The organism is Paenibacillus macerans, from assembly GCF_050565405.1.
GTDB classification, from domain to species: Bacteria; Bacillota; Bacilli; order Paenibacillales; family Paenibacillaceae; genus Fontibacillus; species Fontibacillus macerans_B.
On sequence record NZ_JBNYYG010000002.1, the window covers coordinates 1 to 15,314 of the forward strand.

Sequence of the window (15,314 nt, forward strand, 5' to 3'; positions counted from 1 at the left end):
CTTTCATCGCATCGACTCTCCTTTCGGTCTGTACTCAAGACTTACGATTGTTCAGCCCTTCCGCTCGCCGTCGCGGCAAGCGTACGACTTCTCACAGCAAGCTTTACTCCATGTTTCGGATTTTTTTTCCTTCCTACTCCACGTCTGTGAGACCTCCCCGGGTAAGGGCGATAACTTTCCCCTCATCCATCTGCCACATCTACATGATGAGATTCGGGCAGTATTGGACTTTACTTTGACGTGCAAGCTCGTCCGTCTCATCATGCCTTATATGTGATTTCTGTTCGTCAGACCAAGGGTTTGCCTCCGGCTTCCTTCAGATTCGGCCTCGCGATCGACACCCTTGCCTTCAGCTAACAGTTCCTACTGCCAAGCCTGTAGCGGACTTTCACCGCCTAGTTATCAACCATGCCGGGCGCACACGCCCAAAAAAAGATGACTCCCGAAATATTTTCGGAGTCATCTTTTTTTAGGCTTGCGTCGATATATTATGAGCGTCAGCGGTTCGGCAAAGTGAAGACCTCCGGCAGCGCTGCGCCCGTGCTGAAGCTGAAAAACCGGTAATAATGATGATCCTTTTGCTTGTAGAACAGCTGCCATACCAGCTGGTCATTGTAGATGCCCGGAAGCAGCCGGACGATCGCGATCCCCGGCAGCGTGTCCTTGATGATGGCCCGCATCTGGCTTTCGGATTTGCCTTCCGACAGCATGCGTACCTCGGGGGCCTCGCCTTCCCGCAGCCACACCATCATCTCCGAACCCGATTCGTCTTGGCCCTGAACGACCCAGGTCACTTCATCCCAAACCGACTTCCATACTTCATCGCCCCGGACCAGTTCCGTCTCCTGCTTTGCCTGCTGGATGGCGGCTCGTTCGGCTTTCCAGGTATCCTCATGAATGTATATATAAAACCGGTGGAGGCCGATGAGCACGATCAGCAGGATAACGATGGAGAGCAGGATCCACTTCGTTCGCTTCCTCAACCTTCTCTTCCTTTCCAAATAATTCATACAAAACGGGATCAGGCAAACAAGCTTATTTGAAAGGCGTACGCTTAAACCAATTTCAAAAATAGGGGCATTTTATGGCTCTATTTGGCGCATCCAACGCTTTTCGAACCCAATAGCGGTATTCTTTGTCCTTATTTTTAAGGTGGACGGCTTTTTACCCCTGATTCCATCGTTTTGTCAGTAAATAAGGGCTAAAAAGGGCTCTATTTGTGCTAAAAGCCACTTTTCTTCGCAAATAAGGTCAAAATTTTCCTTTATTACCTCGCCCCATTGAGAGCGCCCCGCGAAACGTCAACGCGCCAGCAGCCCCTCAAACGCCGCCTGGGCGTCATGGCGGATGCGCTCCTCATCGAGCGTCAGGCAGGCCCCGTGCTTGACTACCTGCTTGCCGTTGATCCACACATGCTCCACGTCCTTCGGACCGGCGGAGTAAACGGCATGGGAAATAAAATCGGTTCGCGGCAGAAAATGCGCCTGCTCCGTATTCAAGGCGATAAAGTCCGCCTTCATGCCAGCCGCGAGTTTCCCCGTGTTTGGCAAAAAGACCGATTTCGCGCCGTATTCCGTCCCCATCTTCAGCGCTTCCAGCGCCGGAACCGCCGTCGGATCGCCGGAGACGCCTTTGTGGATCAGCGCGGCGAGGCGGACCTCCTCGATCATGTCGAGGTTGTTATTGCTGGCGGCGCCGTCCGTGCCAAGCGAAACGGTCACGCCTTTCTTCAGCAGCTCCGGCACGCGGGCTACCCCGCTCGCGAGCTTCAGGTTGCTGCCCGGGTTGTGCGAAATCGTCACCTGGTGTGCGGCCAGGATGTCGATTTCCTCATCGGTCAAATGCACCGCATGGGCCAGCAGCGTCGGCCGCGAGAACATCCCGAGGTTCAGCAGATGCTGAACCGGGCGCACGCCGTAATCCTTCACGTTTTGCTCGACTTCCGCTTTCGTCTCCGACATGTGCGTATGCATCGGCAGATCCAAATCATGCGCAGCCTGCACGAACTTCTCGATGAATTCCGGCGGACAGGTGTAAGGAGCATGCGGCGACATCATCGTCGTAATCCGTCCGTCCGCTTTCCCGTGCCAGTTCCGGGCATACGCAATCGCTTCGTTCAGCTTCTGCTCCTGCACTTCCGGCGGGCAGAGGCCGATGGCCCCGCGCATCAGCACGGCGCGGATGCCGGATTCCTGAACGACCTTGGCCACTTCATCCATATGGTCGTACATATCCAGAAAGGTCGTGGTCCCGCCCTTCAGCATCTCCAGCACGGACAAAGCGGTTCCGGAGTACACGTCGGCGGAGGTAAACTTGGCCTCCATCGGCCACATTTTGTCCTGCAGCCAGGTTTGCAGCACCATATCGTCCCCGTAGCCGCGCAGAAGCGACATGGCCGCATGGCCGTGCGTGTTGACCAGACCCGGAAGGAACAGCAGCCCCTTGCCGTCAAAGGTCTCCGCGCCTTCCACGCCCTCGGGGCGTTCTTCTCCAATGTAACTGATCGTTTCGCCTTCCACGAGCATATATCCGTGAATGACAGGACGGTTCTGATCCAGTACCGCGAAGGTCCCGTTTTTGATTAACCATTTGCGACTCATACGTTAGCGTGTTCCTTTCCGTCTCCCAGATAATAAGCCAGGCTCAGCAGGTCCGTCGTGAAGTCCGCGGCGTGAATCCGCACCTCCGGCGGCACCTTGAGGATCGTTGGCGCAAAGTTCAGAATGGCCCCGATTCCCGCCGCAACCAGTTGATCCGCCACGCGTTGGGCCTCAAAGTCCGGCACCGTAATGATCCCGATGCGGACATGCTTCTCCCGCACCGTCTCCACGAGCTCTTCGATCGGCTGGATGGTGATATTGTTAATCTGCGTGCCGATCTTCGCCGGCGAAGCATCAAATACCGCCACGATCTTCATATTATCCTTCAAATAGGCATTATAATTCGAAAGCGCGTGGCCCAAGTTACCTGCTCCGACAAGCGCCACGTTGATTTGCTGATCAAGGTTCAGGATTTGCTGGATTTTCTCGATCAAGTAGGCGACGTCGTAACCGATGCCTTTGCGTCCAAAATCGCCGAAATAGGCCAGATCCTTGCGAATTTGCGCCGGATTCAAATCCAGCTTCTGCCCCAGCTCCTGCGAGGATACCGTCGGTACCTCCCGGCGGCTCAGCTCGTTCAGAAACCGCAGGTAGACCGGCAATCGGCGAACGACGGCGTCGGAAATTTTTTCTGACTTCATATTAGTTCCCCCTATTCTTCACACGAATATATGAAACGGTTCATTCGTCGGCTTTCAACCATTCCGAGATCCGCGGCACCATCTGTCCCATCGGCATATGCTCCATCTTCGGCCCGGGCAAGGAATACAAAAAATATTTCCCGTAGTAGGATTCCAGGATGCGGGTATCGTAAACAATCACGATGCCGCGATCCTGCGAGGAACGGACCAACCGTCCAAACCCTTGCTTAAAGCGAATTACCGCCTGCGGGACAGACAGCTTCATGAAGGGATTCTTCTTCTCCTTCTGCAGCCGCTCGCTTTTCGCTTCGACCAATGGATGGTTGGGAGGCTGGAAGGGCAGGCGAACGATCGCCAAACTCGTCAGCGCTTCGCCAGGAATGTCCACGCCTTCCCAGAAGCTGCTCGTTCCCAGAAGGACGGAAGCGTTCTGCCCTTGGAACCGCCGAGTCAGCTTGGTGCGGCTGCCGCTGTCCATACCCTGTCCGATGACGGTGATGCCCTGCTGGGACAATCGCTCCTTCAGCGGATCATACACCTGGCGCAGCATCCGGTAGGACGTGAACAGCACCAGCATCCGTCCCTGCGTCGCCACGGCCGCATCCGCAAGCGATTGCACCAGCGTGCTCACGAAATGATCGTCTCCCACGCTGCCTTTCACGCTGGGAAAATCCCGCGGAATCACGAGCAGCGCCTGATCCCGGTAATTAAACGGCGACGGAAGCATGGCGGTAATCAGCCTGTCCTCGTCCGCTGCCTCCGACAAGCCCAACTGCTCGATCATATACTGGAACGATTTATCGACCGATAACGTGGCCGAGGTCATCACGACGCTTTTCTTCCGATCGAAGAAAAACTCCTTCAGCTGCGCGCTGACGTCAATCGGCACCGCGTACATTTGCAGCGAACGGCTGCGATAGTTGCCGTTGGCCTCCATCCAGTAGACCGTCTCGTCGCTCTCCAGCTTCATAAAGAATCGCAGCGCTTCGCGTTCGCTCGCCAAATCCTTGAACAGGCCGCTGATGTCCGTCAGCAAGCTTTCGGCGGCGTAATCGTCCTGCTCCTCGCGAATTTGACTGAGCATCCGTTCCCCCTTGCGGAGCACGTCGCCCAGCGAGACGTAAATCTGGTTCTCCAAGACGGCAAGCGTATCCCAATCCTTTGGCCTCTTGTCCGGTAATAACCGGTACACGAATTGTCCGGGATCGCCCGGCGCGGCATCGCTCCGTTCCGGCATCAGACTGAACAGCAGCTCGCTCAGCTTGTCCCAGCTTTCCTTCACATCCACCAGTTCGGGATAAATCCCGTCGATGATCGAGCACCATTCCGCCGCCTTCTCCCCGGCCGAAGCCTGCAGGGCGGTACGGAGGTTGGCCAGTTGCCCCGTCTTGCTGTCTTTGAACAGCCGGGTTAAGGTGTGAATTACCGTAAAATACTTCATATGAATGCCCAAATGCTTGCCGGCCACATCCTCCAAGTGATGGGCTTCGTCGATTACCAACCGCTCGTAACCCGGCAACAGTTGGTGACCTGCCTGAATGTCCGTAAATAACTTGGAGTGGTTCGTCACAACGACATCCGCCACACCGGCTTCATGCTTGGCGCGATGATAGAAGCATTTGCGGAACCAAGGGCAGGAGCGGCCCAGGCAGGAATCCGATTCGCTGGCGACTGTCTCCCAAAAATCGCCGCCGCGGTTCCCCAGGTTCAGTTCCTCATCGTCGCCGTTCGTCGTTTGCGTCAGCCACACAATCATTTGCGCGGCCGTCATCACCTCTTCTTTAGGTGTACCGAAGTCTTTCCTATTTATTTTATGTTCAAATTTGCGCAAGCACAAATAATGTTGCCTTCCTTTGAATACGGCAGCCCGGAAAGGAAACGGCACGACCTCGGTCAACAGCGGCACGTCCCTTTCCCTAAGCTGCTCCTGCAGGTTGATGGTATGGGTGCTGACCATCACCTTTTCTTCGTTCTTTACGCTGTGATAAATCGCCGGCAGCAGATAACCCAGCGATTTGCCGGTTCCGGTTCCCGCTTCGAGCAGCAGATGCTTGTCTTCGTCAAAAGCCCGCATCACCTCGTGCAGCATCATATTCTGGGCTTCCCGCTCTTCATACAGCGGCAGGCGTTCGCGCAGCCGTTCACGGACCTGGTCCATAAACTGTTCGAAGGTCACGTCGTCGAGCGGATTCCCTTCCATCGGGTCCCGCGGCGCTTCGATATCCATCCAATCCTCCGCCTGCAGCGCAAACTGGCGGTAATACGTATAGCCGTCGTCGCTTGGCAGCGCCTCGCGTTCCTTCTCCTGCACCATTGCGTCGAAAAACCAGCCCAGGTCGCTGTCCTCGCCGGCGAATAAATCGGCCAATCGCTGCAAGGTGAGCAGCGGAAGCTGCACGCATTCCTTCAGACACTTGAGGAAAATGAGCGCCGTCGCCAACGCATCGCTGTCCGCCTGGTGCGGACGGTCATGCTGCACTTCGAACTCGGCGGCGACGAGTCCCAGCTGATAAGAGGTCAGCGAGGGAAACAGGATTTTCAGAAAGTCCATCGTATCGAGAATCCGGCCCGTAAACGGCAAATAGCCCGTTTTGTCCAAAGCGCTCTGCAGGTAATTGAAGTCGAACGCCACATTGTGTCCGACCAGCACCACATCGTTCAGGAGCGGTACCATGTCTACCATCACTTCGTCCAATTCCGGAGCGTCCTTGACGTCCTCTTCCGTAATCCCGGTCAATCCCGTAATAAACGGAGGGATGGGTATCCCCGGTTTGACGAAGGAATGATACACTTGCGAAATCGTCATATCCGGTTCTATAATGGCAAGTCCTACTTGAATGATTTCGTCGGAGGACTGGTTACCCGTCGTTTCAAAATCGAGTACGGCATATTTCATTTTCTTTTAAAAGTTCCCTTCTTCCAGTCTCTCTACAGCATAACAGAAGATAGCCCATTTGAAAATTAATACAAATGAATCTGTAATTTAAATCACAAAATAAATAAAAGAAGCGATGCGCCGCACCGGGGCGGTTGTTCGCATCGCTTCCTTTGGGATTGAAAATAGTGCGAAACCGAAAAGCAGCTACAATAATGAGGTCAATTCATTGCCATAATGCAATTTCCCCTTACTATGCAGGCAAGCCTCCAGATTGGCTAAAGGCTCGGCCAGGGACGGATCGCTGTGATGAGCCAAGGTAAAATACTCCTTCGCTTTGGCAAATATCCCTTTTTGCGCTTCGATGCAGCCAAGAGCGTTGTAAATAATGGAGCGCATCCGTTTATTGCCCGCCTTTTCCAGCACAAGCCAGAAATGTTTGGCGGCTTTCTCGTTATGCTCGAGATGCAAATGGCACATCGCCAGATAGGTCCGGCCCAGCACGCTGTCCGGAAACTGCTTCATCACCTGTTCAAACTGCTCCAAAGCTTGGGGAAACATCAGCAGTTTGTAGTACCCCTGCCCTTTAACGAAAATTGGCGAGTCCAATTCGGGAAGCTCGGGAGCGTCCCGGGCATCCAGATTGCCGAAGGTTTGGCGGATATGCCCCATCTTCTCTTCGAAACAAAGCCATTCTTCAATGATACCGTCGCTCATGTGCTTGAGGAGATGCCATTTTTGCGCAAGCTCCTGCTTTTGGACGCCTTTGGCCAGCGGATATTTACGGGAAATTTCATCCAACATCTCATTCATTTCCGCAAAAACATGCTGAAACATCATTCGCATCCCACCCTTAACGAAAATGAAATCAGTCCGAGCCTTACGTACATTTTTTGTTTCGGACGCACATTTCATTCCCGCAGGGAGGAATTGCATAGTCGGCTTTTGCCGAAGCACAATTTAAATAAGTGATCAAAAAGTCGACTTTTCAGCACCGAGAAGGTTGGGTGAAGCTTAGGGACTGAGTAGCGCAGCGTAGCTGGAGGCTACGTGAGCAACGGAAGGCCCGGCTGAATTCAAGATTCGACGTCGAATCTGCTTCCGTGCTCAACTTCGTGATCAAAAGTTGACTTTTTGACTTCCACTATTAGCGAATCATTGCGTGCAGCTCTTGGCTTGCTTTCTCCACGGGACGATTGTTCTCGTCGACGAACACGACCGTCGGTTTATGGCTGCGTACCTCTTCCGGCGACATTTGCGCATAGGAAATAATGATGACGTTGTCGCCCGGTTGCACGAGACGCGCCGCCGCGCCGTTCAGGCAAATGACGCCGCTGCCGCGAGGCCCCGGAATCACGTACGTTTCCAGACGGGCACCATTGTTGTTGTTGACGATTTGAACTTGTTCGTTCTCCAGCAAATCGGAGGCTTCCATCAGATCCTCGTCGATCGTGATGCTGCCGACGTAATTCAAATTGGCTTCCGTTACGGTTGCGCGGTGGATCTTCGATTTCATCATCGTTCTATACATCAGTCCATCACCTTCTTGGTTAAAATGACGTTGTCGATCAGCCGGGTCGAACCGAATTTTACAGCTACGGCGATCAACACGTTTCGTTCGCGGCCGTCTGCATCCAGGCGGTCCGCATCGGCCAGCGGCATCAGACCCGGGAAATCGGCGATCTCCACGTAATCGATAACCGCGAGCGGCTCGGCGCTGATAGCGCGCCGAAGATCGACGCGGAGCTCGCCGGCGGTAACATGCTCCATGGTTTCCGCGTGGGTCTGCGCTTCCCGAAGGCTTCGGGACAAGACCAGGGCCGCCTGCCGCTCCTCCGCGCTCAGATAAACATTGCGCGAACTGAGGGCGAGCCCATCTTCTTCCCGGACGATCGGGCAAGGGACGATATTCACGTCAAGGTTGAGATCCTGCACCATTTGCGCAATGACCGCTACCTGCTGGGCGTCTTTTTGCCCAAAATAAGCCTGGTCGGGCTGCACGATATGAAGCAGCTTGCTGACGACGGTCGTAACGCCGTCGAAATGCCCGGGCCGCGACGCGCCGCACAGGCGCTCCGTCAGCTCCGATACCTTCACTTTCGTCTGCGTCGTTCGCGGATACATCTCCTCAACGCCGGGCATGAACGCGATGTCCACGCCTTCCCGTTCGGCAAGGGCCAAATCCTTCTCGGGATCGCGCGGATAACGCTCATAATCTTCCCCCGGCCCGAATTGGATCGGGTTGACGAAGATGCTGAGCACGACGAGGTCGTTTTCCGCCCGGGCTTTTCGCAGCAGGCTGGCATGACCCTCATGCAAATACCCCATCGTCGGCACCAACGCCACCTTCAGTTCCTTGCCTTGTCTTGCTGCCGCAAACCGCGCGTCCTTAACCCATTCCCGGACCGCACGAATTTCCGTAAAGGTCTTCATGGCCGTGCTTCCACCTTTCCCTTGCCGTAAAGCGTATCGAGCGAGTCCTGCACGCCTGCTTCCGCCCGGAATACGTGCTCCTCCGCAGGGAATGAGCGGTTCTTGACGTCCGACACGTACTCCGAGATGCCTCTGCGGATTTGCGAACCGATGTCGGCGTAGGTTTTGACGAAACGTTTGTCCCGGTAGTCCGGGCTATATTTCAGCACATCGTGGTAAACCAGCACCTGGCCGTCGCAGCCGCGGCCCGCTCCGATCCCGATCGTCGGAATGGAAAGTTCCCTCGAGATGGCGGTCGCCGCTTCTTCGGTCACCAGCTCCAGCACGACGCCAAACGCGCCGGCGCGCTCCAGGGCCTTGGCATCCTCCATCAACCGCTTGGCGTCGGCGCGGTCCTTGCCCTGCACGCGGTAACCGCCGATCTGGTTGACCGACTGCGGCGTGAGTCCGATATGTCCCAGCACGGGAACCCCGGCTTGCACGATGGCTTGCACGGCCATGGCGATTTCGGCTCCGCCTTCCATTTTGACGGCGTGGGCATGCCCTTCCTGCATCAAACGGCGTACGTTCCGCAGCGTTTCATCGATGCTTCCGTGATATGTCATAAACGGCATGTCGGCCACGATGAACGTGTGCTGCGCGCCGCGGGCAACGGTACGGGTATGATACACCATATCGTCCAGCGTTACGGGGATCGTCGTATCGTATCCCAGTACAACGTTGCCAAGCGAGTCGCCGACCAGCAGCAGATCCGCGCCCGCTTCCTCGGCCAACTGGGCCGACGGATAGTCGTACGCCGTAATCATGGCCAGCGGCATGCCGTCCTGCTTCATTTTTTTCATTTTCACGATATTCAATGCTTGTTTTCCTGCCATTTCATCCATCTCCTCCGGTTTGCCCATCGTGCGGCTAAGGAAAGAAAAACGCGCACAACAAAAAAAACCTTTTAGTTTGGCACTAAAAAGGTCCGAAATCCAAAGAAGGAGTCGCTTTCTTCGTCCCTTCTGTCTCGGTCCTCTTCGGCTCAGAGCAGAATCCAACGTAACTTTAAAGAGGTTGTTCAATAAGCCAACTTATTGAACTCGCACTTATAAAAAACCTCCGACCGGCGCCCGGAGTGCAGTTCGGTCTACCGCCGATACCGCCTCCTGTGCACAGTATAACAAATTACGTTACTTTTTTCATCCGCCAAGTTGTACTTCTCCAGAAAAAATCGTGAAAACTTTTCCGGCATGATCCTCCAAGAGGAGCGCGCCGTTCGGATCCAGGCCGGTAGCCAGCCCCGTGACGTCTCCGTCCGGCGTTTTTACGGCGATTTGCCGGCCCAAGGTCACCGATAGCGCCTCCCATAAATGACTGACCGGGGAAAAGCCTTCCTCCATATACAGCTCGTACAGCTGCTCCATTTCCGTCATGACGGCCCCGATCAGCTCCGCGCGGTCGATCCGCCGCCCGCTTTCGATTTGCAGTGATGTCGCTACGGACTTCAATTCGGCTGGGATGTCCTGCGCCTCCAGGTTCACGTCGATGCCGATGCCTGCAATCGCATACCGGATCAATTCGTCTTCGGCGATCGATTCGACGATGATACCGCACAGCTTGCGTCCGTTCACCATCAAGTCATTGGGCCACTTGATGCCGGCATCGACCCCGCTCGTTTTGCGCACCGCACGGCAAACCGCGACCGCGGTGAGCAGCGTCAACTGCGAGGCAATCGACAACGGCTGCCGGTCGGGCCGCAGCAGCAAGCTCATCCAAATGCCTTTGCCGGGCGGGGAGTACCAGCGCCGGCCTTGACGCCCGCGTCCCGCCGTCTGTTCCTCGGCCAGGACGAGCGTGCCGTGCGGCGCACCTTCCTCCGCCAGCCGGCGCGCTTCCTCCTGCGTGGAGACGACCGATTCCAGCAGCTTGAGCCGCTGCCCGAACGTTCGGTTCCCTTGCAGCGCATGCAGCAATCCGGCAAGGTTCAGCTTGTCCGGCTTGCGGGTCAAGCGGTAACCCCGGCGCGGGGCCGACTCGAACTCGTAGCCCTCTTCGCGCAGCTTGGCGATTTGCTTCCATACCGCCGTGCGGCTGATCGACAGCCGGCGGCTTAGCTCCTCGCCAGATATATATTGCCCCGGATGCTCCAGGAGCATGTCAATCAATCGGTTTGCTTCCATCTTCCTTCACCATCGCTTCCACATGATCCAACAGCACTTGCCGTTCGTTGGGCAGCTCGCCGACGGCGACCGCCAGCAGCAGTTCTTTCATCAACTCGCCGAGCCATGGGCCGCCTTTGCGCCCGGTTATCTGCAGCACTTCGCCGCCATTGACGGCAAGCTCGGGCAGCGTATGTAGGGGCACTTCGCGATGCCAGCCGGCCGCAAGCTCCAGCAGCGACAGGGCGGCCTCCCGTTGCGCAACGCCAAGCGCGGCCGTTTGTAGCATCGCCCGCTGGCGGAGCAGCCATAACGCGGCGGTCTGTCGGCCGAACGCGACCTGCAGGCCGATCCAGCCGCGCCGCAGCTGCGGCTTGCCCAGCGCCTCGGCTTGAGCGGCTTGCCACGCTTCGTCAAAGCGGACGATTCCAGCCGCTTCTTGAGCGGTCTGGTTCGGAAACGTCCAGCTTTTGAGCAGCGGGGCAGCTCCCTCGCCGGGGGCGCCCAGGCCCTGCAGCAGCAGCGACCAGCGCAAGGCCGACGGCTCCGCCGGGAGCAGCGGCAGCGCGGCGAGCAGGTCGCGGCGCGGAGCGCGCTGCAGCAGGCGCCGCATCAGCGCCGCTTCGGCGCTATGCCCCGAAGCGGCCGGCGCACCCGCTCCCAGGGGCGCATCCCCGGCGGCGACCCTCGGCCCGCTCTCCTCCTGCGGTTCCGGGAGCTCCTGCGCCGCCTTCGCGTACCGCAGCAGCCCGCTCCGCTCCAGCAGCGCCAACCCGCGCAGCGGATCAGCGCCCAGCACGATCTTCTCCAGCTCCATGCGCACCCGCTCCGTCGCGATATAGGCGAGCTTGTCCCGGCCACGAAGCAGCGCCTTCCACAAGCTCTTCACCGGCCGGAACCCGAACGCCGCAGCGAACCGGATCGCCCGCATCATGCGCAAGGCATCTTCCTCAAAGCGCTCCTCGGCCACGCCGACGCAGCGGATCAAGCCTCGCCCAATGTCGGACCGCCCCATAAAAGGGTCGGTCAGCTCCCCTTCGATTCCCCTGGCGATCGCGTTCATCGTAAAGTCGCGGCGCTGCAAATCCTCTTTGACCGCGTCGACAAACTCCACCGATACGGGTCTGCGATGGTCCTCGTACCGGGATTCCTTGCGGAACGTGGTCACCTCGAATGCATAGGGTTCCATGAGCACCGTCACGGTGCCGTGCTGAATGCCCGTCGGCACCGTCCGGTCGAACAGGGAGATGACCTCCTCCGGTTTGGCGGAGGTGGCGATATCCATGTCGTGAACCGGACGGCCCATCAATTCATCACGCACGCAACCGCCGACAAAAAAAGCCTGGTACCCGCCGTCCAGCAAGGCACGCAGCACTTTTTCCCCCTGATCGAGCATCAGGGGGTCTACCTGTCTCCAACGATTCATATCTCACGGACACCTCCAACCTGGGGTTCATCCACCTAGCTATATTAGCTGCAAGCCGGGTTCAACGTCGGCAACTGGCGGTTCAACACGCGGTAATAAATCTCCTCGTACGTCGAGGTCGTCAATTCGCTGCTGAAATCCGTTCTAGCCCGATGCAGGCACGCTTCGCGGACCCGCGCGGATAGTTCCGGATTTTTGAGCAGGGTCAGGCAATGTTCCGCCATCTGCTCCGTATCGCCGATCGGCGCCAAGAATCCGGTTTCGCCATGCTTCACCAGCTCGGGAATCCCGCCGGCGATCGTACCGACCGTAGGCACTCCGCAAGCCATCGCTTCCAGCGCCACCAGTCCGAAGCTTTCCTTCTCCGAAGGAAGCAAGAGCACATCGGCCATGCTAATGACATGGGCGATATCATCCTGCTTGCCGAGAAAATGCACCCGGTCGCTGATGCCCATATCTTTGATTTTGCATTGGATTTTCGGCAAATCCGGCCCTTCGCCGACAAACAACAATTGTGACGGAACTTCCTGGTTCACAAGGTGAAAAATGTCAACGACATCGCCGACCCGCTTCACCGGCCGAAAATTCGATACATGCATCAATACTTTTTCGCCCGGTGCGGCAAAATCCATCCGGCAACCTTTGGCGTCCCGCGGGTAGTACACCCGCTCGTCGACGAAATTGTACGTCAGGTCGATATCCCGGACAATATCGAGGACTTCCCTGGTTTCGCGCATCAGATCGCGCGAGACCGACGTCACCGCATCGCTTTCGTTGATCGCCAGCCGAATCAGGTCCTTCAGCGATTCGTCCTGCGCCAGCACGGTAATGTCCGTCCCGTGAAGCGTCGTCACGACCTTCAAGGAGTCGCCGACCATCTGTTTGGCCAAAAAGGCGCAAACCGCGTGAGGAACCGCATAATGGACGTGAAGGATATCGAGCCCTTCGTTTTTGGCCACTTGGGCCATTTTCGTCGCCAGGGATAAATCGTAAGGCGGGTAGCGGAATACGTAGTAATCGCTGACTTCAACTTCATGATAAAAAATGTTCTTATGGTAACTTCCCAAACGAAAAGGGACGCTATGCGAAATAAAATGTACCTCGTGGCCCTTTTCAGCCAGCAATTTCCCCAGCTCGGTGGCCACAACCCCCGATCCGCCCAAGGAAGGATAACAGGTAATGCCTATTTTTAAAAATGGGTCCATTTGGTGGGGGCCTCCTTTATGATGTAGTTCCCTTGTTCAGCTTATGAGCGAAGGGACCCGAATAGATGTACCGGAAATGCTGTTTTTGTCATGAAGCCTTCGGCATATGGGATCAAGCTGCGCTGCCCGATCAAGGAATCCCGGGCCTTCACCCGTTCGACATATCCCTGGTTTAGCGGTGTTTGCGCGATATCCTCTCCCGAAGTTTGCTCGAATTGGGAACGATAACAGCGAAGGGCCTGCTCCTTCAGGTCATAGGTTGCGCTCACATCCACCACCAGGTCCGGCGTTTTCCAGTCATTGATGAAATAGAAATAAAGCTCCGGCACCGGCACCGCCGGCTTGTCCAGCATGTATCGCCGCAGCTTGGCGTTAAACGCCGCCGCTTCCACCAGCTTGCTGCAGGCGATATGGTCGGGATGGCGATCCTCCCAATAAGGCGCAAACACAAGCCTGGGCGCAAAATCGCGTATCACCCCGGTTACGGCGGCAATCTGTTCCTCCGAGCCGGTGAGTCCCCGGTCCGGCAAACCCAAATTCAGGCGTGCCGCCAACCCCAACGCCTTGGCAGCCGCATCCGCTTCCTGCTTGCGGAGAGCGGGGTTGCCGTTCGAGGACAGCTCGGCCTCCGTCAGATCGCAGAGGCCGACGCGGTATCCTGCCGCCGTATGCTTGGCGATGGTCCCGGCCATGCCGATTTCAGCATCGTCGGCATGCGCGCCGAAGATCAAAATATCGAGCGGGCGGTTCATTTCGTGAGCCCCGGCTTGTGCATCTCTACCAGCTCGCGCCAGCCGAAATCGCCGCGGTCCAGCGCTCGCACGAGAATTTCCGCCGTGGCCATATTGGTGGCCACCGGAATGCCGTGCACATCGCAAAGGCGAAGCAGAGCGGTGATGTCGGGTTCATGCGGTTGCGCCATCAGCGGATCGCGCAGGAAAATGACCAGGTCCATTTCATTTTGGGCGATCAGGGAGCCGATTTGCTGGTCTCCGCCCAGCGGCCCCGAAAGGAAGCGATGGATGGTTAAACTGGTGTTTTCCATGATTTGCTGGCCGGTCGTCCCGGTGGAATACAATTTCTTGTCCTTGAACACATGTTCATAGGCGATGGCAAAATTGACGATATCTTCTTTTTTACGGTCATGAGCGATAAATGCAATGTTTAACATAAGCCTGATCCCCTTTATTAATCCATAAAATGGTCGAACCCGTAAATCATACCTTTGCACTCCAACACTTTTTTGACGGCCAGATTCACGCCCGGCATATACCCCGCCCGTTCGTACGAGTCATGGCGGATCTTCAGCGTTTGGCCAAAGCCGCCGAAAATGACCTCCTGCTGGGCAAATACGCCCGGCAGACGTACGCTATGTATCCGGAATCCGTTATAATACCCACCGCGGGAGCCTTCGATCGTCTCCTCCTCGTTCGGGTTCCCCTGGCGCAGCTCCTGACGGTTTTGCGCGATCAGCTCGGCCGTCTTCACCGCGGTTCCCGAAGGAGCATCCAGCTTCTGGTCGCCGTGATATTCGATGATTTCCAAATGGGGGAAATACTTGGCGGCCTGCGCCGCAAACCGCATCATCAAGATGGCCCCGATGGAAAAGTTCGGCGCGATCAATCCGCCGATCCCCTGGGCATGGCACTGCTTGTCCAGATCCTCGATTTGCTCCGGGGTAAATCCGGTCGTGCCGACGACCGGAGAAACGCCGTACCGGATCGCCAGCTCGGTATTGGCATAAGCGGACTGCGGCGTCGTAAAATCAACCAGCACCCGGGGCTGCGTTTCGGCCAAAGCGCTCTCCAGATTTTCCGAAAGCGATACGCCGCAGGCCGGCAGCCCGACCATCGTGCCGGCATCCAGGCCGGGATCCGACAGGTTCACGGCTGCCACCAGCCGGAGCTCCGGATCCTGAAGCACCATTTTGACCACTTCCCTGCCCATTCTGCCGGCGGCGCCGGCCACGGCTACTTTAATAGGTTCCGACATC

At 56.8% G+C, this 15,314-nt stretch carries 14 protein-coding genes; all 14 read right to left on the minus strand.

Translation table 11 applies throughout. From position 1 onward, the window contains the following. Window positions 1-497 precede the first annotated feature (497 nt). The 14 genes from ACQ4N8_RS01790 to dapB all read right to left on the minus strand — a co-directional run bounded on the left by ACQ4N8_RS01790 (window position 498) and on the right by dapB (window position 15,313). Window positions 498-983 (minus strand): DUF5590 domain-containing protein, encoded by a 486-nt coding sequence (locus ACQ4N8_RS01790; RefSeq protein WP_430702602.1) that lies wholly within the window; start codon window positions 981-983, stop codon window positions 498-500. A 318-nt stretch (window positions 984-1,301) separates the two neighbouring features. After that, window positions 1,302-2,600, minus strand: a complete 1,299-nt coding sequence (locus ACQ4N8_RS01795) for an amidohydrolase (RefSeq protein ID WP_430702603.1) — start codon at window positions 2,598-2,600, stop codon at window positions 1,302-1,304. After that, on the minus strand, window positions 2,597-3,241 hold the full coding sequence (locus tag ACQ4N8_RS01800; protein WP_430702604.1) for a redox-sensing transcriptional repressor Rex: 645 nt from the start codon (window positions 3,239-3,241) through the stop codon (window positions 2,597-2,599). Before ACQ4N8_RS01800 ends, ACQ4N8_RS01795 begins: the two co-directional genes overlap by 4 nt. Window positions 3,242-3,281: 40 nt before the next feature. Further along, entirely contained in the window at window positions 3,282-6,137 is a 2,856-nt protein-coding gene (gene dinG, locus ACQ4N8_RS01805; protein WP_430702605.1) for an ATP-dependent DNA helicase DinG, read from the minus strand. 186 nt (window positions 6,138-6,323) lie between these two features. Beyond that, window positions 6,324-6,953 carry a tetratricopeptide repeat protein gene (locus ACQ4N8_RS01810; protein WP_430702907.1) on the minus strand — a complete coding sequence of 210 codons (630 nt, stop codon included), beginning with the start codon at window positions 6,951-6,953 and terminating at the stop codon, window positions 6,324-6,326. 310 nt (window positions 6,954-7,263) lie between these two features. After that, window positions 7,264-7,647 carry an aspartate 1-decarboxylase gene (gene panD / locus ACQ4N8_RS01815; RefSeq protein WP_430702606.1) on the minus strand — a complete coding sequence of 128 codons (384 nt, stop codon included), beginning with the start codon at window positions 7,645-7,647 and terminating at the stop codon, window positions 7,264-7,266. Beyond that, window positions 7,647-8,549, minus strand: a complete 903-nt coding sequence (gene panC, locus ACQ4N8_RS01820; protein WP_430702607.1) for a pantoate--beta-alanine ligase — start codon at window positions 8,547-8,549, stop codon at window positions 7,647-7,649. The genes panD and panC overlap by 1 nt, the downstream gene beginning before the upstream one ends. Beyond that, window positions 8,546-9,424, minus strand: a complete 879-nt coding sequence (gene panB, locus ACQ4N8_RS01825; RefSeq protein ID WP_430702608.1) for a 3-methyl-2-oxobutanoate hydroxymethyltransferase — start codon at window positions 9,422-9,424, stop codon at window positions 8,546-8,548. The genes panC and panB overlap by 4 nt, the downstream gene beginning before the upstream one ends. A gap of 306 nt (window positions 9,425-9,730) precedes the next feature. Further along, complete coding sequence (locus ACQ4N8_RS01830) at window positions 9,731-10,711, minus strand: biotin--[acetyl-CoA-carboxylase] ligase (protein ID WP_430702609.1); 981 nt, start codon at window positions 10,709-10,711, stop codon at window positions 9,731-9,733. Then, complete coding sequence (locus ACQ4N8_RS01835) at window positions 10,689-12,116, minus strand: CCA tRNA nucleotidyltransferase (protein WP_430702610.1); 1,428 nt, start codon at window positions 12,114-12,116, stop codon at window positions 10,689-10,691. The genes ACQ4N8_RS01830 and ACQ4N8_RS01835 overlap by 23 nt, the downstream gene beginning before the upstream one ends. Window positions 12,117-12,160: 44 nt before the next feature. Next, window positions 12,161-13,321, minus strand: coding sequence for an N-acetyl-alpha-D-glucosaminyl L-malate synthase BshA (bshA, locus tag ACQ4N8_RS01840; RefSeq protein ID WP_430702611.1), 1,161 nt, complete (start codon window positions 13,319-13,321; stop codon window positions 12,161-12,163). A gap of 41 nt (window positions 13,322-13,362) precedes the next feature. Next, complete coding sequence (gene bshB1, locus ACQ4N8_RS01845) at window positions 13,363-14,073, minus strand: bacillithiol biosynthesis deacetylase BshB1 (protein WP_430702612.1); 711 nt, start codon at window positions 14,071-14,073, stop codon at window positions 13,363-13,365. Then, complete coding sequence (gene mgsA / locus ACQ4N8_RS01850) at window positions 14,070-14,492, minus strand: methylglyoxal synthase (RefSeq protein ID WP_430702613.1); 423 nt, start codon at window positions 14,490-14,492, stop codon at window positions 14,070-14,072. Before mgsA ends, bshB1 begins: the two co-directional genes overlap by 4 nt. 17 nt (window positions 14,493-14,509) lie before the next feature. Continuing rightward, window positions 14,510-15,313 (minus strand): 4-hydroxy-tetrahydrodipicolinate reductase, encoded by an 804-nt coding sequence (gene dapB / locus ACQ4N8_RS01855; protein WP_430702614.1) that lies wholly within the window; start codon window positions 15,311-15,313, stop codon window positions 14,510-14,512. Window position 15,314 lies beyond the last annotated feature (1 nt).

Coding starts and splice junctions, on each gene's coding strand:
- bshB1 (WP_430702612.1), bottom strand. CDS start 14,073: ATGAACCGCCCGCTCGATATTTTGATCTTCGGCGCGCATGCCGACGAT.
- mgsA (WP_430702613.1), bottom strand. CDS start 14,492: ATGTTAAACATTGCATTTATCGCTCATGACCGTAAAAAAGAAGATATC.
- ACQ4N8_RS01830 (WP_430702609.1), bottom strand. CDS start 10,711: ATGGAAGCAAACCGATTGATTGACATGCTCCTGGAGCATCCGGGGCAA.
- dinG (WP_430702605.1), bottom strand. CDS start 6,137: ATGAAATATGCCGTACTCGATTTTGAAACGACGGGTAACCAGTCCTCC.
- bshA (WP_430702611.1), bottom strand. CDS start 13,321: ATGGACCCATTTTTAAAAATAGGCATTACCTGTTATCCTTCCTTGGGC.
- dapB (WP_430702614.1), bottom strand. CDS start 15,313: ATGTCGGAACCTATTAAAGTAGCCGTGGCCGGCGCCGCCGGCAGAATG.
- ACQ4N8_RS01835 (WP_430702610.1), bottom strand. CDS start 12,116: ATGAATCGTTGGAGACAGGTAGACCCCCTGATGCTCGATCAGGGGGAA.
- ACQ4N8_RS01800 (WP_430702604.1), bottom strand. CDS start 3,241: ATGAAGTCAGAAAAAATTTCCGACGCCGTCGTTCGCCGATTGCCGGTC.
- panC (WP_430702607.1), bottom strand. CDS start 8,549: ATGAAGACCTTTACGGAAATTCGTGCGGTCCGGGAATGGGTTAAGGAC.
- ACQ4N8_RS01795 (WP_430702603.1), bottom strand. CDS start 2,600: ATGAGTCGCAAATGGTTAATCAAAAACGGGACCTTCGCGGTACTGGAT.
- panB (WP_430702608.1), bottom strand. CDS start 9,424: ATGGCAGGAAAACAAGCATTGAATATCGTGAAAATGAAAAAAATGAAG.
- panD (WP_430702606.1), bottom strand. CDS start 7,647: ATGTATAGAACGATGATGAAATCGAAGATCCACCGCGCAACCGTAACG.
- ACQ4N8_RS01810 (WP_430702907.1), bottom strand. CDS start 6,953: ATGTTTCAGCATGTTTTTGCGGAAATGAATGAGATGTTGGATGAAATT.